This window comes from Streptomyces sp. NPDC037013 (assembly GCF_055607265.1).
Genome location: NZ_JBVJRV010000006.1, coordinates 551689 through 572003, shown reverse-complemented (window position 1 = coordinate 572003; position 20315 = coordinate 551689). Strand labels below are relative to the sequence as shown.

General features: G+C 71.7%; 17 protein-coding genes. 2 read left to right on the top strand and 15 right to left on the bottom strand.

What is annotated here, in order from left to right:
- Positions 1 to 34: 34 nt before the first annotated feature.
- The 7 genes from topA to bldG form a co-directional block, all read right to left on the bottom strand.
- Entirely contained in the window at positions 35 to 2881 is a 2847-nt protein-coding gene (gene topA / locus ACZ7DY_RS24880) for a type I DNA topoisomerase (protein WP_471138528.1), read from the bottom strand.
- A gap of 507 nt (positions 2882 to 3388) precedes the next feature.
- The gene (locus ACZ7DY_RS24875) at positions 3389 to 3586 is read right to left on the bottom strand and encodes a hypothetical protein (protein WP_471138526.1); all 198 of its coding nucleotides are present in this window, start codon (positions 3584 to 3586) and stop codon (positions 3389 to 3391) included.
- Positions 3587 to 3778: 192 nt separating this feature from the next.
- The gene (locus tag ACZ7DY_RS24870; RefSeq protein ID WP_471138524.1) at positions 3779 to 5293 is read right to left on the bottom strand and encodes a DUF7059 domain-containing protein; all 1515 of its coding nucleotides are present in this window, start codon (positions 5291 to 5293) and stop codon (positions 3779 to 3781) included.
- A 138-nt stretch (positions 5294 to 5431) separates the two neighbouring features.
- The gene (locus ACZ7DY_RS24865) at positions 5432 to 6019 is read right to left on the bottom strand and encodes a small secreted protein (protein ID WP_471138522.1); all 588 of its coding nucleotides are present in this window, start codon (positions 6017 to 6019) and stop codon (positions 5432 to 5434) included.
- A gap of 207 nt (positions 6020 to 6226) precedes the next feature.
- Positions 6227 to 8629, bottom strand: coding sequence for a sodium-translocating pyrophosphatase (locus ACZ7DY_RS24860; RefSeq protein WP_471138520.1), 2403 nt, complete (start codon positions 8627 to 8629; stop codon positions 6227 to 6229).
- Between the two features lie 474 nt (positions 8630 to 9103).
- Positions 9104 to 9544 carry an ATP-binding protein gene (locus tag ACZ7DY_RS24855; RefSeq protein ID WP_471138518.1) on the bottom strand — a complete coding sequence of 147 codons (441 nt, stop codon included), beginning with the start codon at positions 9542 to 9544 and terminating at the stop codon, positions 9104 to 9106.
- A gap of 164 nt (positions 9545 to 9708) precedes the next feature.
- Complete coding sequence (gene bldG / locus ACZ7DY_RS24850; RefSeq protein ID WP_003975386.1) at positions 9709 to 10050, bottom strand: anti-sigma factor antagonist BldG; 342 nt, start codon at positions 10048 to 10050, stop codon at positions 9709 to 9711.
- Between the two features lie 80 nt (positions 10051 to 10130).
- On the opposite strand from bldG, the gene ACZ7DY_RS24845 reads away from it, so the two are divergent.
- Positions 10131 to 12593, top strand: a complete 2463-nt coding sequence (locus ACZ7DY_RS24845) for a DEAD/DEAH box helicase (protein ID WP_471138515.1) — start codon at positions 10131 to 10133, stop codon at positions 12591 to 12593.
- A gap of 176 nt (positions 12594 to 12769) precedes the next feature.
- Here ACZ7DY_RS24845 and ACZ7DY_RS24840 read toward each other — a convergent pair whose 3' ends face one another.
- From ACZ7DY_RS24840 to ssd, 7 genes are read right to left on the bottom strand one after another with little or no spacing between them, the layout of a single operon-like run.
- Positions 12770 to 13087 carry an Rv3654c family TadE-like protein gene (locus tag ACZ7DY_RS24840; protein WP_471138513.1) on the bottom strand — a complete coding sequence of 106 codons (318 nt, stop codon included), beginning with the start codon at positions 13085 to 13087 and terminating at the stop codon, positions 12770 to 12772.
- 41 nt (positions 13088 to 13128) lie between these two features.
- A complete protein-coding gene (locus ACZ7DY_RS24835) occupies positions 13129 to 13512 on the bottom strand; it encodes a TadE family type IV pilus minor pilin (protein ID WP_471138511.1) in 384 nt (127 codons plus the stop codon).
- Positions 13499 to 13744 (bottom strand): DUF4244 domain-containing protein, encoded by a 246-nt coding sequence (locus tag ACZ7DY_RS24830; RefSeq protein WP_471138509.1) that lies wholly within the window; start codon positions 13742 to 13744, stop codon positions 13499 to 13501. The genes ACZ7DY_RS24835 and ACZ7DY_RS24830 overlap by 14 nt, the downstream gene beginning before the upstream one ends.
- A 46-nt stretch (positions 13745 to 13790) precedes the next feature.
- Positions 13791 to 14549: a type II secretion system F family protein gene (locus tag ACZ7DY_RS24825; RefSeq protein WP_471138507.1), complete on the bottom strand. Its 759-nt coding sequence runs from the start codon at positions 14547 to 14549 to the stop codon at positions 13791 to 13793.
- Between the two features lie 23 nt (positions 14550 to 14572).
- Positions 14573 to 15433, bottom strand: a complete 861-nt coding sequence (locus ACZ7DY_RS24820) for a type II secretion system F family protein (protein WP_471138505.1) — start codon at positions 15431 to 15433, stop codon at positions 14573 to 14575.
- Positions 15430 to 16605: a TadA family conjugal transfer-associated ATPase gene (locus tag ACZ7DY_RS24815; RefSeq protein WP_471138503.1), complete on the bottom strand. Its 1176-nt coding sequence runs from the start codon at positions 16603 to 16605 to the stop codon at positions 15430 to 15432. Before ACZ7DY_RS24815 ends, ACZ7DY_RS24820 begins: the two co-directional genes overlap by 4 nt.
- The gene (gene ssd, locus ACZ7DY_RS24810; RefSeq protein ID WP_471138501.1) at positions 16602 to 17732 is read right to left on the bottom strand and encodes a septum site-determining protein Ssd; all 1131 of its coding nucleotides are present in this window, start codon (positions 17730 to 17732) and stop codon (positions 16602 to 16604) included. The genes ACZ7DY_RS24815 and ssd overlap by 4 nt, the downstream gene beginning before the upstream one ends.
- 535 nt (positions 17733 to 18267) lie before the next feature.
- Between ssd and ACZ7DY_RS24805 the strand changes: the two genes are divergently transcribed.
- Positions 18268 to 19092, top strand: coding sequence for an HAD family hydrolase (locus tag ACZ7DY_RS24805; protein ID WP_471138499.1), 825 nt, complete (start codon positions 18268 to 18270; stop codon positions 19090 to 19092).
- A gap of 399 nt (positions 19093 to 19491) precedes the next feature.
- Here ACZ7DY_RS24805 and ACZ7DY_RS24800 read toward each other — a convergent pair whose 3' ends face one another.
- Positions 19492 to 20307, bottom strand: coding sequence for a Fic family protein (locus tag ACZ7DY_RS24800; protein WP_471138497.1), 816 nt, complete (start codon positions 20305 to 20307; stop codon positions 19492 to 19494).
- Positions 20308 to 20315: the final 8 nt, after the last annotated feature.

Below are 20315 nucleotides of genomic sequence, written 5' to 3'. Positions count from 1 at the left end.
CGATCACCCGGCTCACACGGAGACGGTGCGGAGGTCAGTCCTCCGAAGCCGCCTTGGAAGCGGTCGCCTTGGCCGCGGTCGCCTTCGTGGCCGTCGTCTTCTTGGCGGTGGTCTTCTTCGCCGCGGTCGTCGTCTTCTTGGCCGCCGTCTTCTTGGCGGCGGTCTTCTTCGCGGGCGCCTTCTTCGCGGCGGCCTTCTTCGCCGGCGCCTTCTTGGCCGTCTTCTTGGCGGGGCCCTTGGCCCGCTTCTCCGCGAGCAGCTCGTAGCCCCGCTCCGGGGTGATGTCCTCGACGGAGTCCGCCGCCCGCAGCGTCGCGTTCGTCTCGCCGTCGGTGACGTACGCGCCGAAGCGGCCGTCCTTGACGACGACCGGCTTTCCGCTGACCGGGTCCTCGCCGAGCTCCTTGAGCGGCGGCTTGGCCGCGGCCCGGCCGCGCTGCTTCGGCTTGGAGTAGATCTCCAGGGCCTCTTCCAGCGTGATCGTGAAGAGCTGCTCCTCGCTCTCGATGGAGCGCGAGTCGGTGCCCTTCTTCAGATACGGGCCGTACCGGCCGTTCTGCGCGGTGATCTCGACGCCCTCGGCGTCGGTGCCGACCACGCGCGGCAGGGACATCAGCTTCAGCGCGTCCTCGAGGGTGACCGTGTCGAGCGACATGGACTTGAAGAGCGAGGCCGTGCGCGGCTTGACCGCGTTCTTGCCGGTCTTCGGGGTGCCCTCGGGCAGGATCTCCGTCACATACGGGCCGTAGCGGCCGTCCTTGGCGACGATCTGACGGCCCGTCTCCGGGTCCGCGCCCAGCTCGAAGTCGCCGCTCGGCTTGGCGAGCAGCTCCTCCGCGTACTCGACGGTCAGCTCGTCCGGCGCCAGGTCCTCGGGGACGTCGGCGCGCTGGTGGTTCTCGGAGTCGCGCTCGCCGCGCTCGATGTAGGGGCCGTAGCGGCCGACGCGGAGCACGATGCCGTCGCCGACGGGGAAGGAGGAGACCTCGCGGGCGTCGATCGCGCCGAGGTCGGTGACGAGTTCCTTGAGGCCGCCGAGGTGGTCGCCGTCGCCGTTGCCGGCCTCGGCGGCGCCGCCGGAGCCCTCGCCCTCACCGAAGTAGAAGCGCCGCAGCCACGGCACGGCCTGCGCCTCGCCGCGGGCGATGCGGTCGAGGTCGTCCTCCATCTTGGCGGTGAAGTCGTAGTCGACGAGCCGGCCGAAGTGCTTCTCCAGGAGGTTGACCACGGCGAAGCTCAGGAAGGAGGGGACGAGTGCCGTCCCCTTCTTGAAGACGTATCCGCGGTCGAGGATCGTGCCGAGGATCGACGCGTACGTCGACGGGCGGCCGATCTCGCGCTCTTCGAGCTCCTTGACCAGGCTGGCCTCGGTGTAGCGGGCCGGGGGCTTGGTGGCGTGGCCGTCGACGGAGATCTCGTCGGCGGTGAGCGCGTCGCCCTCGCTGACCTGCGGGAGCCTGCGCTCGCGGTCGTCGAGCTCGGCGTTCGGGTCGTCGGCGCCCTCCACGTAGGCCTTGAGGAAGCCGTGGAAGGTGATGGTCTTGCCGGAGGCGCTGAACTCGGCGTCGCGGCCGTCGGAGGCGCGGCCACCGATCTTGACCGTGACGGAGTTCCCGGTCGCGTCCTTCATCTGGGAGGCGACGGTCCGCTTCCAGATCAGCTCGTAGAGCCGGAACTGGTCGCCGGTCAGACCGGTCTCGGCGGGGGTGCGGAAACGATCACCCGACGGACGGATCGCCTCGTGCGCCTCCTGGGCGTTCTTGACCTTCCCGGCGTACGTGCGGGGCTTGTCCGGCAGGTAGTCGCTGCCGTAGAGCTGCGTGACCTGGGCGCGGGCGGCGGTGACCGCCGTGTCGGAGAGGGTCGTGGAGTCCGTACGCATGTAGGTGATGAAGCCGTTCTCGTACAGCTTCTGGGCCACCTGCATGGTCGCCTTGGCGCCGAAGCCGAGCTTGCGGCTCGCCTCCTGCTGCATCGTCGTCGTACGGAACGGGGCGTACGGCGAGCGGCGGTACGGCTTGGACTCGACGGACCGTACGGAGAACCGGGTCTCCTGGAGGGCGGCGGCCAGCGCGCGGGCGTTCGCCTCGTCCAGGTGGAGGGTGTCGGACTTGAGCTGCCCGAGGGAGTCGAAGTCGCGGCCCTGCGCGATGCGCTTGCCGTCGACCGAGGCGAGGCGCGCGACGAGCTGCGCGGGGTCGGAGGCGTCACCGGCGCGGCCGGTGCCGAAGGTGCCGGTCAGGTCCCAGTACTCGGCGGAGCGGAAGGCGATGCGCTCGCGCTCCCGCTCGACGACGAGGCGGGTGGCGACGGACTGCACGCGGCCCGCCGACAGGCGCGGCATGACCTTCTTCCACAGGACCGGCGAGACCTCGTAGCCGTAGAGGCGGTCGAGGATGCGGCGGGTCTCCTGGGCGTCGACCATGCGCTTGTTGAGCTCGCGCGGATTGGCGACGGCGCTGCGGATCGCGTCCTTGGTGATCTCGTGGAAGACCATCCGGTGGACGGGGACCTTGGGCTTCAGGACCTCGAGGAGGTGCCACGCGATGGCTTCGCCCTCGCGGTCCTCATCGGTGGCGAGGAAGAGTTCGTCGGACTCCTTGAGGAGGTCCTTGAGCTTCTTGACCTGTGCCTTTTTGTCGGCGTTGACGACATAGATGGGCTGGAAGTCGTGTTCGACGTCCACGCCGAGGCGGCGCACCTCGCCGGTGTACTTCTCCGGCACCTCCGCGGCGCCGTTGGGGAGGTCGCGGATGTGCCCGACGCTGGCCTCGACTACGTAGCCGGGGCCGAGGTAGCTCTTGATCGTCTTCGCCTTGGCAGGCGACTCGACGATGACGAGTCGGCGGCCGCCCTGTGCGGTCTCGCTGGTCGGGGACAACTTCGCTCTTCTCTCCGGTCGACACTCGGTGGCAGTGCGCGGCGGCACCACGTGGTCGCAATGCCGGTCGCAGTGCGCGGTGGCAGTGCTCGTGACAGTGCGGTGGCAGTGCCCGCATGGCTTGCGTTGCGCTGTCGCTGCGGAGTGTGACGGTACATCCCGCCCCCGTGTCAAACGGGAAAAGCCCGCAACGGCCACTCGAACGGTAACCCGACTACCGCCATTCCTGCCGCCCGGAGTAGCGACCCGCTGTTTCCGCGCCCGGCGCGCCCCCTCGCCGTACGACACCGGCGTGATCACTGGGAGAGGAGTCTCCGGCGGGGTGGAAGGGGAGCGTCCGCGGTGGTACGGGGAGATCGTCCGGCAGGCCGGGACGGGCGTGACGGGACGGGTCCGCCTGGCTCGGCAGGGCGCGTCGGCCCTGCCGGGGCGCGGGCGCCGGCGCCATCGGAAGGTCGGCCACCGGTCAACCGGAACGGTACGGTCCGCCCGGCCGCCGGTGCCGCGTCACAGCCTCGTGAAACACCACAGTCCGAGGAGCACCGCCACCGATCCGGCGATCGTGGCGACCGTCGCCGATGCGACAGGGCTCACACCCTGGGCGACGGGGGCGCGGTGCGCGACACGCGCTCCGGTCCACAGCAGCAGCCCGGCGCCGAACAGCGCGAACACCGTTCCCGCGAAGATCGCTGGTCCGCTCTCCATGGCCTGCCTCCCCGTGCCGAGTACCCCTGCGGGGAGGCTGACACGCCCGGGAATCGGGAGCGCGACATCGAGGTGAACGGCAAAGGGCCTGCCCGTGCCACCTCTCTGCCGTCGCGCCGGGCGCCCGGATCTCCCGGCGCGGAAGGGGATGTTGGCCGGTTTGGCGCGGTGGTCACTCCCCTAGCGCGGTGGTCACTCCCCGACCGGCAGCAGAAACCCCTGCTCCACGAGGAGCCTGATCTGCGCGGGCGTGCGGTCGCGCAGCAACACCGGGTCCTCGCCGACCAGTTGGGCGATGGCGTCCAGGATCCGTCCGGCGCTCAGCGAGCCGTCGCAGACGCCCGCGAACCCGGCGCCCACCGTGTCCACCTTGGTGGCCCGGCGCATCCCGCGGTTCTGGCGCAGGACGACGTGCTCCGGGTCCTCGGCGCCCGGCAGCCCGACCTGCTCCTGCACGACCTCGTCGGCGAGCCTGAAGTGCCCGGCGAGCAGGGCGGCGTCGTCGTGCGTCCGCAGGTACTCCTGGCGGTCGAAGAACTCCCGGACCGTCTCGCCCAGCGGCTGCTCGACGGGGTGCGGCCACTCCTCGACGGTGATGCTCGGCTCGGCGGCCCCGGTCTTCCGCAGCGCGATCCAGCCGAACCCGACGGCCCGCGTCCCCCGCGCCTCGAACTCGTCCAGCCACGCGTCGTACCGCGCCGCGTACTCGCCGGGGTCACTGCGGTGGTCCCCCGCGTCCCGCAGCCACAGCTCGGCGTACTGCGTGATGTCCTGCACCTCGCGCTGCACGATCCAGGCGTCGCAGCCGCGCGGCACCCAGGAGCGCAGCCGGTCCTGCCACTCCTCGCCGTCCACGTGCTGCCAGTTCGCCAGGAAGTGCGCGTACCCCCCTTCGTTCAAGTGCTCCCCCGCCTCCTGAACGAGCGACCGGCACAGATCGTCCCCGCCCATCCCGCCGTCCCGGTAGGTGAGCCGGGCGCCGGGCGAGATCACGAACGGCGGATTCGAGACGATCAGGTCGTACGTCTCGTCGGCCACCGGCTCGAAGAGCGAGCCCTCCCGCAGGTCGGCCTCCGGAGCGCCGGAGAGCGCCAGCGTGAGCCGGGTGAACCGCAGGGCGCGGGGGTTGAGGTCGGTCGCCGTCACGCGCGTGGCGTGCTGCGCGGCGTGCAGCGCCTGGATGCCGGAGCCGGTGCCGAGGTCGAGGGCGCTCGCCACGGGCGTGCGCACCGTGACCCCCGCGAGGGTCGTGGACGCGCCGCCGACCCCGAGGACGACGCCTTCCTCGTGCTTGCCGATTCCGCCGGCGCCGCCGACCGCGCAGCCCAGGTCGGAGACGATGAACCAGTCCTCGCCGTTCGGCCCGCCGTACGGCCGCACGTCCACCGTCGCCCGCAGCTCCCCCTCCCGCTCCGTCAGCCAGCCGCTCTCCAGGAGCGCGTCGACGGGCAGAACGTCGGCCACGCGCGCGCGTGCCACCGTTTCCTGCAGCAGGAAGAGGCGTACGAGCGCGGCGAGCGCGCCGTCCCCGCGCGTGGCCCGCAGCGCGGGCACGGTCTCGCTGCGGGCGAGCGCGGTGTACGCGGGCGCCCCGAGCAGTTCGAGCAGTCCGTCGGCGGTGAAGTCGGCGCCGAGCAACGCTTCCCGCAGGGAAGCGGCTACGTCGGCGCGGTCGGACGAGGGCAGGGGGAGGCTGGCGTTACTCACCCCTCCATTGTGGCCCGGCCGGTGCGCCGAAGCCCTCGGCCCCGCCAGGGGAGCCGAGGGCTTCGGGAACGTACGACCGTCGAAACGGGTACACCGGGATACCCGGTGACCCGGGGGCCGCGGGCGTCGGGCGTCGGGCTAGCTCTTGGTGGAGGGCGTGGCGGAAGCGCTCTTGCAGCTGTCCTGCTTGCTCATCGCCTTGCCGACCTCCCCCTCCTGCAGCTTCTCCAGCGCCTTGTTGCCGCTCTTGCTCAGCTTGTCCAGCTCGCCGGCGACGTCCTTGAGGCCGTCCGCGAAGTCCGCCTGGTTCTTGGTGTCCAAGCCGTCGACCTGCTTCTTCAGGTCCCCGTACGACTTGGAGATGGCGTTGAGCTCCTTGACGGCGTCGTCCGTCTTCTTCTTTCCGTCGTCCACCGGCGGCGCGCCCGCGCGCTTCACGGCGTCGCCCATCGACTTGTAGGCGTCGGACATGTCCTTGAACGCCTTGGAGTCGGTCTTCTGGACGTCGGAGGGCGAGCTGTTGTCGGAGGTCTCCTTCTGGATCGCCGCGTTGGCGTCCGCGATCTTCTTCGACTGGGGCTGTACGGAGTCACAGACCTTCTTGGCCCAGTTGTCGAGCTTCTCGTTGCCGTCGTCGCTGCTGCATCCCGACAGAGCGAGTACCAGTACCGCACCGCCGGACAGTGCGGCTGCAAGCTTCTTGTTCACCGGATTGGTCCCTTCCATGGCTCTCGGCCCCGGAACTTACACGCCAACTGGGCGACAACCGCATGTCGGGGGCGCGCTACCACCCCTATTGCAGCCATTTGCACCAAGCGGAGTAAGGCTCCGGTGCGAGAGAAGCCTCACGACCTCCTCCGGGCATGCCGACGGGCGGACGGCGCCTCAAAAAGCGCCGCCCGCCCGCACGTTGGGCCCGTTGCCGGGCAGGGGTCAGGAGACCACGGCCGGGTCGGCCGGCTTGGCCACCCGCTCCGCGTTGCCCTCGTCCCCGACGGCGATGCCCCGCCGCTTGGAGATGTAGACCGCGCCGATGATGATCGCGATGGAGAGCACCGCGATCAGCACCCGCACCCCGACGCTGGCGTCGTCCCCGTAGCTGAACTTGATGACCGCGGGCGCGATGAGCAGCGCCACCAGGTTCATCACCTTCAGCAGGGGGTTGATCGCCGGGCCCGCGGTGTCCTTGAACGGGTCGCCGACCGTGTCACCGATGACGGTCGCGGCATGTGCCTCGCTCCCCTTGCCGCCGTGGTGGCCGTCCTCGACGAGCTTTTTGGCGTTGTCCCAGGCGCCACCGGAGTTGGCGAGGAAGACGGCCATGAGCGTGCCCGTGCCGATCGCGCCCGCCAGGAACGAGCCGAGCGCGCCGACGCCGAGCGAGAAGCCGACCGCGATCGGCGTGAGCACGGCGAGCAGACCCGGCGTGGCCAGCTCGCGCAGCGCGTCCTTGGTGCAGATGTCGACGACGCGCCCGTACTCGGGTTCCTCGGTGTAGTCCATGATCCCGGGGTGCTCGCGGAACTGCCGCCGCACCTCGTAGACCACGGCGCCCGCGGAGCGGGAGACCGCGTTGATCGCCAGCCCCGAGAAGAGGAAGACGACCGCGGCGCCGAGGATCAGCCCCACCAGGTTGTTGGGCTGGGAGATGTCCATCACGAGGTTCATCGGGGCGCCGTCGCCCAGTTTCTCGCCGACGTCCTTGGCCGCCTCCGCGATGGCGTCGCGGTACGAGCCGAAGAGCGCCGACGCCGCGAGGACCGCGGTGGCGATGGCGATGCCCTTGGTGATGGCCTTGGTGGTGTTGCCCACGGCGTCCAGGTCGGTGAGCACCTGCGCGCCCGCGCCCTCGACGTCGCCGGACATCTCGGCGATGCCCTGCGCGTTGTCGGAGACGGGACCGAAGGTGTCCATGGCGACGATGACGCCGACCGTGGTCAGCAGTCCCGTACCGGCGAGCGCGACCGCGAAGAGAGCGAGCATGATCGACGTACCGCCGAGCAGGAACGCCCCGTACACGCCGAGCCCGATGAGCAGCGCGGTGTAGACGGCCGATTCCAGACCGAGCGAGATGCCGGCGAGGACCACGGTGGCCGGGCCGGTGAGCGAGGTCTTCCCGATGTCCTGGACGGGGCGCCGGTTGGTCTCGGTGAAGTAGCCGGTGAGCTGCTGGATCAGCGCGGCCAGCACGATGCCGATGGCGACGGCGACGAGCGCGAGGATCCGCGGATCGCCGTCGTGGCCCTTGATCGCCGCGTCCGTGACGCCGTCCAGGTCCGTGTACGAGGACGGCAGGTACGCGAAGACCGCCGCGGCCACGAGCGCCAGCGAGATGAACGCGGAGATGAAGAACCCGCGGTTGATCGCGCTCATGCCGCTGCGGTCGGAGCGCCGGGGCGCCACCGCGAAGATGCCGATCATCGCCGTCACGACACCGATGGCCGGGACGATCAGCGGGAAGGCGAGTCCGGAGTCGCCGAACGCCACCTTCCCGAGGATCAGCGCGGCGACCAGCGTCACGGCGTACGACTCGAAGAGGTCGGCGGCCATACCGGCGCAGTCGCCGACGTTGTCGCCCACGTTGTCGGCGATGGTCGCGGCATTGCGCGGATCGTCCTCCGGAATGCCCTGCTCGACCTTGCCGACCAGGTCGGCGCCGACGTCGGCGGCCTTGGTGAAGATGCCGCCGCCGACACGCATGAACATCGCGATCAGCGCGGCGCCGAGCCCGAAGCCTTCGAGCACCTTCGGCGCGTCGGCCGCGTAGACGAGCACCACACAGGAGGCGCCGAGAAGACCGAGCCCCACCGTGAACATGCCGACGACGCCGCCCGTGCGGAAAGCGATCTTCATGGCCTTGTGCGAAACGGCGGTGAGATCCTTTTCGGGTTCACCTTCCGCGGGGGTGGCCTCTCGGGCGGCGGCGGCCACGCGCACATTACTGCGCACGGCGAGCCACATACCGATATAGCCGGTGGTCGCCGAGAACGCCGCACCGATCAAGAAGAAGATCGATCGTCCGGCGCGCTGATTCCAGTCGTCCGCGGGCAGCAGCATGAGCAGGAAGAACACCACGACGGCGAATACGCCGAGCGTGCGCAGCTGCCGGCCCAGATAGGCATTGGCGCCCTCCTGGACCGCTGCCGCGATCTTCTTCATGCTGTCGGTGCCCTCGCCCGCCGCGAGCACCTGGCGTACCAGCACGCCGGCGACGACGAGCGCCGCGAGCGCGACGGCCGCGACGACGATCACGATGAGGCGATTGTCATCTGTCAGGACTGCGGCTGCGAAGGTTGAGGGGTGGTCAAACTGATGAGGGGTAGAAAGCCCCGCCATTCGTCCTCCTTGACGCTTGGGCTGAGCTCAAGATGTGGACGGATTGTAGGGAGCGGAACCTGATCAAAACAGAGCGCCACAAACGGAATTGACCTGAGATTGCTTCTCAGCAAATGATCGCGCCCGAGGATTGGCCCCAAAAGCGGTAATGCCTCAAAACCGTTGACGCCGCATCGCCGGCCTGTCGATCCAGGTCAGCAAATGATCAGAAAGAGAAAAAACCCTGTTCACCGTGGTACGGACGGAGGGCCGCAGGGTGGGACGGCGGTATGGCGGGGCGGCAAGACGGCGGGATACGGCACGCCGGTAGGAGCCGGGAGGGTGGGGGCGCCGGGGGGGGGGCGGGGGCGCCGGGAGGGGGCCGGGGGCGCGAGGGAAAAGATCGCGGCGCGGGGAGAGGCCGGCTACGGCCCGAGGGGGGTGACGCGGCGCGCGGCGGCCGAGGGGCCTGGCTGGGGGGCCGACTGGGGCAGGTCAGGGAAGGAGCGTGGCCACGGTCGTGGGCCAGCTCATGCGGATGAGGCCGCCGGACTCGCCGGCCGTGACCTCCACGTCGTCCACGAGACCGCTGATGACCGCGAGGCCCATCTCGTCCTCGCCCTCGGCCTCCAGCTCCTCGCCCGGGCCGAGCCCGGCACCGGGGGCCCGGTCACCGGGCGCCACCCGCGGCGCCTCGTCGCCGACCTCGATGGAGAACTGCTTCTCGTCCTCGATGAGAGCGACCCGCACCGGCGCCGTCACCCCGCTGCTCTGATGCAGCCCGACGGCGCGCGTGCAGGCCTCACCGACGGCGAGCCTGACCTCGTCGAGAACGGCCTCGTCCACTCCGGCCCTGCGCGCCACCGCGGCCGCCACGAGACGGGCGGTCCTGACGTGCTCGGGCAGCGCGCTGAAGCGGAGTTCAACGGTGGCCATGCATCCCCCTCGACATACGCGCGTGCTGTCAGGGGGCCGGGCCGCAGGCCCGGTCCCCTGCTGTACTGCCGCCCCGGGCCCAGGGCCCGGGGGAACCGGCTTCCGGTCGGCCGGCCATCGGCCGCCACCCGGTGGACGGCGGCCGCACGGCCGGTGGTGGCCACTCAGTCGGTGGCCGCGACCGCTTCCTCGACCGAGGTGTGAATGGGGAACACCTTGGTCAGACCGGTGATACGGAAGATCTTGAGAATGCGCTCCTGGTTGCAGACCAGGCGCAGCGAGCCCTCATGGGCACGCACACGCTTCAGGCCGCCGACCAGCACGCCGAGCCCGGTGGAGTCGAGGAAGTCCACGCCCTCCATGTCGACGACCAGATGAAAACTGCCGTCGTTCACCAGCTCGACCAACTGTTCGCGCAGCTTGGGCGCGGTATAAACATCGATTTCGCCACCGACCTCGACGACCGTACGATCGCCGACGGTACGGGTCGACAGGGACAGGTCCACGGATCCTCCAGCACCTTGCTATCGAGCGGTCATCCCTCGGGACACCTCGGCAGAGCCCCCAGGACGGATCGCCAGCCGCGATGGCATTCAATCACTTACCGGCAGGCGTGCACGACGCCTTGGGACCATTGTCCATCCCGCCAGTGACACACTCGATGCCGATGGCCAAAAATTCCTCTCCCGGAGGACCCTCTGCGGGCGCCCCGGCACGCACGTCCCCGCGGACCGTTCTTGACCGGCTCACCGCGGGGCCGAGCCGTGCATCGCGCGTCACTCATACGGAGCACTTGCCCCCACGTGAGGCCCGGTATGCAGTCTGGCCCGACCGCATCCGCCCCGAGGTCATATCCGCCGTCCGCGCGGCGGGCATCGAACACCCGTGGGCCCACCAGGCACGGGCCGCCGAGCACGCCCTGGACGGCGAATCCGTGGTCGTCGCCACCGGCACCGCCTCCGGCAAGTCCCTGGCCTACCTCACCCCCGTCCTCTCCGCCCTCCTCGACGGCTCCGAGGCCCCGAACGGCCGCGGCACCACCGCCCTGTATCTCGCCCCGACCAAGGCCCTCGCCGCCGACCAGCGCCGCGCCGTCCGCGAGCTGGCGGCCCCCCTGGGCAACGCGGTGCGCCCCGCCGTGTACGACGGCGACACGCCCGTCGAGGAACGCGAGTGGGTCCGTCAGTACGCCAATTACGTCCTGACCAACCCCGACATGCTGCACCGCGGGATCCTCCCCTCCCACCCCCGCTGGTCGTCCTTCCTGCGCGCCCTGCGCTACGTCGTCATCGACGAGTGCCACACCTACCGCGGCGTCTTCGGCTCCCACGTCGCCCAGGTCCTGCGCCGGCTGCGCCGCCTCTGCGCCCGCTACGGCTCCGAGCCCGTCTTCCTCCTCGCCTCCGCGACCTCCGCCGACCCCGCCGTATCCGCGGAGCGCCTCACCGGCCTGCCCGTGCACGAGGTCGCCGACGACGCCTCACCCCGCGGCGACCTCGTCTTCGCCCTCTGGGAACCCCCTCTCACCGATCTCCACGGCGAGAAGGGCGCCCCCGTCCGCCGCACCGCCACCGCCGAGACCGCGGACCTCCTCACCGACCTGACGGTCCAGGGCGTCCGCTCGGTCGCCTTCGTACGCTCCCGGCGCGGCGCCGAACTCATCTCCGTCATCGCCCAGGAGCGGCTCGCCGAGGTCGACCGCTCCCTCGTCCGGCGTGTCGCCGCCTACCGCGGCGGCTACCTCCCCGAGGAGCGCCGCGCCCTGGAACGCGCCCTGCACTCCGGCGAACTCCTCGGCCTCGCCGCCACCACCGCCCTCGAACTCGGCGTCGACGTCTCGGGTTTGGACGCCGTCGTCATCGCCGGCTACCCGGGGACGCGCGCCTCGCTCTGGCAGCAGGCCGGGCGCGCCGGGCGGTCCGGACAGGGCGCCCTCGCCGTCCTCGTCGCCCGCGACGACCCGCTGGACACGTATCTCGTCCACCATCCCGAGGCCCTCTTCCAGCAGCCCGTGGAGTCCACGGTCCTCGACCCCGACAACCCCTACGTCCTCGCGCCCCACCTCTGCGCCGCCGCCTCGGAACTCCCCCTCGGCGACGACGACTTGGCCCTCTTCGGGCCCGCCGCCGAGGAACTGCTCCCCCAGCTGGAGGCCGCGAAGCTGCTCCGGCGCCGGGCGCGGGCCTGGCACTGGACGCGCCGCGAGCGGGCCGCCGACCTCGCGGACATCCGCGGCGAGGGCGGCAAGCCCGTCCAGATCGTCGAGGAGGGCACGGGCCGGCTTCTCGGCACGGTCGACGCGTCCGCCGCCCACACCACCGTGCACGAGGGCGCCGTCCACCTGCACCAAGGCCTCACGTATCTCGTGCGCCACCTCGATCTGGAGGACTCGGTCGCCCTGGTCGAGGAGGCCGCGCCGCCCTACTCCACGACCGCCCGCGACACGACGGCGATCTCCATCCTGGAGACCGATACCGAGGTCCCCTGGGGCGCGGGACGCCTCTGCTACGGCTCCGTCGAGGTCACCAACCAAGTCGTCTCCTTCCTGCGTCGCAAACTCATCACCGGCGAGGTCCTCGGCGAGACCAAGCTCGACCTCCCTCCTCGTACGCTCCGTACGCGCGCGGTGTGGTGGACCGTGACCGAGGACCAGCTCGACGCCGCCCGCGTCAATCCCGAGATCCTCGGCGGCGCGCTGCACGCCGCCGAGCACGCGTCCATCGGCATGCTGCCGCTCTTCGCCACGTGTGACCGGTGGGACATCGGCGGCGTCTCCGTGCCGCTGCATCCGGACACGCTCCTTCCCACGGTCTTCGTGTACGACGGCCACCCCGGCGGGGCGGGCTTCGCCGAGCGGGCCTTCCACACCGCGCGGGAGTGGCTAACGGCCACGCGGCAGGCGATCGCCTCCTGTGAGTGCGAGGCGGGCTGCCCTTCGTGCATCCAGTCCCCCAAGTGCGGCAACGGCAACGACCCTCTGCACAAGCGGGGGGCGGTTCGGCTCCTTTCGGTGTTGCTGCGGGATGCGGCGGAGTCGGAGGCGCGGTAGGCCTTCGGGGGGGGCGCCTTGGGTGGTCTGTTGGGTCGGGGCCGCGGGGGTATGTGCGTACTCGCTATCCCTGCGTCACGCCGTGCGGACAAAGGCGGCACAGTGTGCTCGGTGCTCCGTGCGCACATACCCCCACGTCCCCTCCCGTCTCGATCGCGGCTGTCGGCCGGTGGGGGTCATGGCCCTCGGAGAGGGGCGGGCGGGCCCGCGCGGGAGCTGGTCGTGGTGGTGAAAGGGCCCGCCGAGGCGGAGGCTGTGATCTCGGAGATCTCGCCATGCAGGACGCACCGGATCACGTGGGCTCCCTGCGCCTGTGCCACTCGCACGGCGCCCTCGCACGCCTCCGTCGGGCCCGTGGTCCAGCGGTCCGCCGCGGCCAGTGCCGCGAGGTCCGCCGCGCCGCCCGCCCGGTGCCTCGCCACGACGGCCTGAGTCATGGCGAGCACCGCGCCGCAGATCACGCCGAGGACGGCCATCACGGCTACCACCCACACGGTGGCGGCCCCTCGGTCCCGGTTTCTTCCGCGCCAGTTGCTCATGTCCTCGCCCCCACCGTCTCCTCCGCCAACGCCACGGCCTCGGACCGCAGCCGTATGCCGAGACCCAGGACAGCCGGGCCCGGTGCGTCCGCCGCGACCTCGACCCGTACCAGCCCGCCTTCGCGCCGGATGGAGACGGCGGCCCCGTCCGGCGCCGCCTGGCGGGCCGCCGCGACGGCCGTGTCACCCGGTTCCTGCCGGGCCGCGGCTCTGGCTCCGGCCCGGGCGGCGTCCACGCACTGGATCTGTGCGGACGCCGCAAGGAGGGTCCAGATCAGCGCCATGGTGAACAGCACCAGCGTCGGCAGCACCACGGCCGTCTCCGCGGTGACGAATCCCCTGTCCCGCCGGCGTTTGCGCGTCGTGTCAGAACGGGACATCGAGTGCCTTCTCCACGACCGCCTGTAGTGCCGCCTTGACCTGCCCGCTCGTGACCACCTTGTAGAGCAGGCCGGCGAAACCCACCGCCGCGATCAGGCCCATCGCGTACTCGGATGTGACCATCCCGGTGTCCTTGTCCGGCCCGCGAGAGCGTTGCCTCAGCCTGCGGAGGAGCGTCTCGTTCCAGCGGTGTCGTGACGTCCGCGGCTTGCGTCGGGTGTTCTTCTGCATCTCAATCTCCTTGGGGGTTGGTTCAGTTCGTGTTCTCAGTGCTTGGTCAGGTCGCTTTCAGGAGTCCTTGCGCCATCCCGATCACCACCGGGAGCACTCCGAGCGCCACGAACGCCGGCAAGAAGCACAGGCCCACCGGCGCCGTCATCAGGACCGCGGCCCTGCGTGCCCCGGCCGTCGCCGTCCTGACTCGCTCGGCCCTGGCGTCCGCCGCGAGACGTGCCACCGGGGTCGCGGCCGGGGCGCCCGACTCGCCCGTGCGTTCCAAGAGGCGGGCGAGTGGGGCGGCGCCCGGCACGGCGGCCAACTGACGCCAGGCGTCCGCTGGTTCGGCGCCCAGCCGCACCTGCGCGGCGCCGCGCGCCAACCGTGTGCCGACCGGGCCTCCGAGCGACTCGCCGACCGCTTGGGCAGCCGCCACCGGGCCCGCGCCCGCGGCCACGCAGGCCGCCAAGAGGTCTGCCGCCAGCGGGAGTTGCTCCGCCGCCTCGGCCTGCTCGTGCGCTTCGGGGTGGCCGGGTGGGGACGCGCGGCTCCGTTGCGAGCGCCAGGTGAGGTAGGCGGCAGCGGCTCCGGCCAGCAGGCCGGGGACGCCGCCGAACAGGGCGTAGGCCGCGCTCGCCGTGCCGGCCGTCAGCAGCCACTGCCGCGTCCCGGGTCCCGAGATCAGGCGTGGGGCGTGGCGTCGTGGGGGTGGTTTCGGGCTGTTCAGTGCCCGTCCCGCGCGGTGGCGCAGTCGCCGTTTGCGTCGTGCGTCCAGCACCGCCAGTACGAACCAGAGAATGGCTGCGGCTTCCCACACCACTACCCCCAGCCTGTGGAAAACGTTCACCGGCCCTCCACCCCTCGCACGATCCGCAGCGCCCACCACACCCCGACGCCCTCGAGCACCGCCCCCGCCGCCAGGCACGCCAGCCCCGGCCCCGTGTGGAACAGCACCCTCAGCGGCTCGGCCCCCAGCGCGCCGCCCATCAGCAGGCCCAGGGCGGGCAACCCGGCGAGCAGCACGGCGGTCGAGCGTGCCCCGGCCAGTTGGGCGTGCAGGTCGTGGCGCTGGTCGCGCTCCGCGCGCAGTGCCTCCTCCAGCCGGTCCAGGCCCGCGGCGAGCCCCGCACCGCTGTCCACCGCCACCCGCCAGCACGCCGCCAGTCCGAGGAGACCCTCGGCGCCGGGCTGCCGGGCCGCCTCCCGCAACGCACCCGGCACGTCCCCGCCGAACCGCACCGCCGCGAGCACCGCGCTCTTGGCCGTGCCAACTCCCGTGTCCGCCACGTCCGCTCTGTCGAGCGTCAGCCGAAGGGCCTCGCCGGGCTGGCGCCCCGCCCGGACCTCCCCGGCTAGCTCCATGCAGAGCGCGACCACCGCTTCGGCGCACCGCCGCCGCTGATCGCGTACCTCCCGGGCCCGTCGCGCGCGTCCCGCCAGCGGCACTCCTGCCGCGCCGAGGACCAGCGGCACCACCGACTCGGCCAGGACCGCGACCGCCGCGCCGGCGGCCAGGCACCACCATTCGTGGTGCGTCCAGGTGCGCGCGGCCGTCAGCTTCCGGCGCCAGGACGGGGGTCGGGTCGAGGGCGGTGCGTCGGTGCCGAGGACGGAGTCGATCCTTCGGGTCTGCTGGTTCCTTCGGCTCAGCAGCCAGGCCGCGCTCGCGGCGCACAGCGCCGCCGTCCACATCGAGACGTTCATCGGCCCTCACTCCAGGACCCGTCGGCAAGCATCGAGTCCAGCCGCTCCCAGCCCGGCTCGCGGCTGAAGGCCGTCTCGCCCCAGCGCAGCGCGGGCACCGTCCTCACCAGGCCGGAGTCGGCCCGCTCCAGGACGTGCACTTCGGCGATGCGGCGCCGTCCCGAGCGGTCGCGGGCGAGGTGGATGACGACGGAGAGGGCGGCCGCCAACTGGCTGTGCAGGGCCGCCCTGTCGAGTCCTGCCGCCGTGCCCAACGCCTCCAGGCGGGCGGGTACGTCTCCGGCGGCATTGGCGTGGACCGTGCCGCAGCCGCCCTCGTGCCCGGTGTTCAACGCGGCCAGCAGGTGCACCACCTCCGCGCCCCGCACCTCGCCCACGACCAGCCGGTCGGGGCGCATCCGCAGCGCCTGCCGCACCAGGTCGTCCAGGCCGACGGCGCCCGCCCCTTCCTGGTTCGCGGGCCTGGACTCCAGGCGCACCACGTGGGGGTGAGCGGGCCTCAGCTCCGCGGAGTCCTCGGCGAGGACGATGCGCTCCTTGGGGCCGACCAGTCCCAGCAGCGCGCTCAGCAAGGTCGTCTTGCCGCTGCCGGTGCCGCCGCTGATCAGAAACGAGAGCCGGGCGTCGAGCAGCGCCCGCAGGAAGCGGTCCCCGCCCGGGGGCACCGTCCCCGCGGCGACCAGTTCCGTGAGGGTGAAGGCGCGGGGGCGCACCACCCGTAGGGAGAGACAGGTCGAGCCGACCGCCACCGGGGGCAGCACCGCGTGCAGCCGGGTGCCGTCCGGAAGGCGGGCGTCCACCCAGGGCCGGGCATCGTCGAGACGCCGTCCCGCCACGGCCGCGAGGCGCTGGGCCAGTCGCCGCACCGCCGCCGGGTCCCGGAACGTGACGTCCGTGAGCTCCAGGCCGCCGCCGCGGTCGACCCACACCCGGTCGGGCGCGGAGACGAGGACGTCGGTCACGGTGGCGTCGGCGAGCAGCGGCTCCAAGGGGCCCGCCCCGATCAGCTCGGAGCGCAACTGGGCGGCCGCGCCGAGGACTTCCGCGTCCCCGAGCACCCGTCCCTGGGCCCGCAGCGCCTCGGCGACCCGGGCCGGGGTCGGTTCCGTGCCGCTCTCCGCGAGCCACTGCCGTACTCCGTCCAGCATGCGGGCCCCGACCACCGCGCTCATACGCCCGCTCCGGCGGCGTCGACCGGCAGCCGGTCCCAGAAGGCGGTGCAGAACCGCGCAAGCGGCCCGCGTGCGGCGCCGCCCGGGGGTGTCCCCGCGGCCTGTGCGGCCGACAGTCCCGGATCCCAGGGGACTTCGCCGGCCAGCGGGAGGTCGAGCAGGCGGGCGACCTCCTCGGGGTCGAGGCCGAAGGGTGCGGCCGGTCCTGTGCCGCCGGAGACCAGCACCCGCAGATCCCGCAGCGCCATTCCCGCGGCCGACGCCACCCGCCGCGCCCCCGCCACCGCCCGCAGCTCCGCAGGCACCACCAGGAGGCCGAGGTCCACCTGCGCGAGCGCCTCGGCGACCGCCTCGTCCGCCCTGCGGGGCAGGTCCACGACGACCACCCCGCCGCGCCTGCGGGCCGCCGAGACGACCGCCCGCACGGCCTCCGGCCCGACCGTGACCGCCTCGCCCCGGTCCCAGCTCAGGACCCGCACCGCGTGCAGCTCCGGCAGGGACTCCTCCAGGGCGCCGCCGCCGACCCTGCCCCGGGAGTCGGCGAAGGCCGGCCAGCGCAGTCCGTCGGCGCTCTCCCCGCCCAGCAGCACATCGAGGCCACCGCCCAGCGGGTCCGCGTCGACGAGCATCGTGCGCCTGCCCTGCCGGGCCGCGGTGACCGCGAGGGCGCAGGCCAGCGTGGAGGCGCCGGCGCCGCCGCGCCCGCCGATGACGCCGATGGTGAGCGCGGGCCGCCCCACGTGCTCGACGACGTCGGCGATGCGGTCCACGAGCCACTGCTCGCCGTCGGGCAGGAGCAGCACCTGGTCGGCGCCGATCTCCACCGCCCGCCGCCAGACGTCTGGGTCGTCCGGATCCCGACCGACCAGCACCACCCCGCCGCGGCGCGCGGCCCCGCGCACCCGGCCCACCGCGTCGTCCCCGACCAGGACGAGCGGGGCCGACTCCCAGCTCCCTCTGCCGGAGGGCCCGCCGTGGTGCACCTCGGGCAGTGCTCCCGCCGCCGCGCACAGCCGCAGCAGGTCATCCAGGAGCTCCACGTCCTCCGTGACGATCAGCGGTCCGCCCTGCCGTCCCCCGGCGGGCGCGGCCCCGTCACCTGAAATGACTCCACCCACGATCTCCATCCCCCTCACACCGCAAGACACCTTGTGAATGCCGCGTCCCGCATCCGCGAAGAGCCGGGCAAAGCAATCCGGCCATGAACTTCGCGAGCGGAACGGGTCGAATCAGCGTGCAGCGGCGCCGGAAATGGTGTGGATCTTGGTCAATAACTGTGGACAAGGCGATGCCTGTGAATATCTCCATCACCCATACCGGTGACATGGCGCCGTCTTCGCGCCGTCTTCGCGATGACTTCCACAGCGCAGCGCAATGACTACCCACAGTGACGGATCTTGAGCGGCCGAAGTCCGGGTCGAGCGGGCGTCGAGCGACGCTCAAGGCCGGAAAAAGAATCAACGGAGGGTTCAAAAACCCATCCGGACATGCGACGACCCCCGCCGGGGGGGAGAGCGGGGGTCGTCCCCACGGTCCGACTCGGGGGGGGAGGAGCCAGACCGGGTTAGCACGGTCGCGAACGATCCGTGACTTCCATGGTGTACCCGAGAGCCTTCTCAGGCAAACCCACGCGCCTCAGCTTACGCCGAATGGTGGGCGCCTATGCTCGGGCTCGTGGAAAACCACTCCTTGCCCCGCACTGCCGCGTTCTTTGACCTGGACAAGACGGTCATTGCGAAGTCGAGCACGCTCACCTTCAGCAAGTCGTTCTACCAAGGCGGCCTGATCAACCGCAGAGCGGTACTGCGCACCGCGTACGCGCAGTTCGTCTTCCTGGTGGGCGGCGCCGATCACGACCAGATGGAAGGGATGCGCAAGTACTTGTCCGCGCTCTGCCGCGGGTGGAACGTGCAGCAGGTCAAGGAGATCGTCGCCGAGACCCTGCACGACCTGATCGACCCGATCATCTACGACGAAGCCGCGTCCCTCATTGAGGAGCACCACACCGCAGGCCGCGACGTCGTCATCGTCTCCACCTCGGGTGCCGAGGTCGTCGAGCCGATCGGCGAGCTCCTCGGCGCCGACCGGGTGGTGGCGACCCGCATGGTCGTCGGCGACGACGGCTGCTTCACCGGCGAGGTGGAGTACTACGCGTACGGGCCGACGAAGGCGGAGGCGATCAAGGAGCTCGCCCGGTCGGAGGGGTACGACCTCGACCGCTGCTACGCGTACAGCGACTCGGCGACCGATCTGCCCATGCTGGAGTCCGTGGGGCACCCCTTCGCCGTCAACCCGGACCGCACGCTGCGCCGGGAGGCCCTCACGCGCGCGTGGCCGATCCTCGACTTCAACCGCCCCGTCCGCCTCAAGCAGCGCATCCCCGCGCCGCCCCGTCCCGCCGTCGTCGCGGCGGCCGCGGTGGGCGCCGCCGCGGCCACGGCGGGCCTCGTCTGGTTCGCCAGCCGGCGCCGCGCGGCCGCGGGCTGAGGCCCTCGGCCATCCCGTCGGCAGCCCCGACCCGCCCGGCCGTCCGGTTCACACCTGTTTGAACCTAAAAGTAAAGAAGTGCAGTCCCCACTTCCGCTTACCCCAGGACTGGAGTACAAAGGAGTCAACGGCCCGCGAGACCAAGGACATCCGAGAGGATCACCTTCAAACGCAGTAAGGCCCCACGGACCGAAGCATGAACACCGAGCACCCACGCGACGTCGACCCGTCGATTACGGGCCAGCCGCACCAGGTGACGGGCAATGTTCCCGACCTGATGGGCAACACTTCGAGGACGCTTGGTAACCCGGTGGACATGCCAGCGGCGGTACGGATTCCGTACCGCCGCAACCCTGTTCGGGCCCCTGTCAGCGCCCTCCGGACCCTCCGCCGAAGCCGCTATGCCGCGCCACGCTGCAGCGCCTCACAGACGGCCGTCGACTCCCTTACGCCGAGCTCCACCGCCTTGCCGCAGTGGGCGATCCAGGACGCCATCCCTTCCGGCCGGCCGGAGGCGTAACCCTCCAGGGCCGCCACATAGGCCGCGCGCCCCAGCTCCGCGTACCCCGCCTCCGCCGGGCAGACCGACTTCGGGTCGAGGCCGCTGCCGACCAGGACGATGCGCTCGGCGGCCCGCGCCACCAGCCCGTTGTGCGAACCGAAGGGGCGCAGGCTGAGCAGTTCGCCGTGGACCACGGCGGCCGTCACCAGCGCCGGCGCCGCGCTGCCCGCGATGATCAGCTGCGAGAGGCCCTCCAGGCGACCCGCCACCTCATCCGCGTCCGGCAGCGGCAGCTCGACCAGCGGTTCGTCGACAGGCTCGCCGGTCAGCCGCGGCCGCCCCGCCTCCTCGGTGGAGTCGGACGCGGCGACCAGGTGCAGGCGCGCCAGGACCCGCAGCGGCGACTGCCGCCAGATGGACAGGAGTTGACCGGCCTCGGCGGTCAGCCGCAGGGCCGCGCCGACCGTGCGCGCCTCGCTCTCGCCGCTGAAGTCGCTGCGCCGACGCACCTCTTCGAGCGCCCAGTCGGCGCCCGAGAGCGCCGCGGAACCGCGGGCACCGCGCAGCGCCGCCTCGGAGGTGATCTCGTTGCTGCGGCGGCGCATGATCCGGTGTCCGTAGACGCGGTCCACGGCCTTGCGCACGGAGTCCACGGAGTCGGCCACGCCGGGGAGGTTCCCGAGGGTCGCGAGCGGATCGGCTGTCGTACTCATGAGTACGA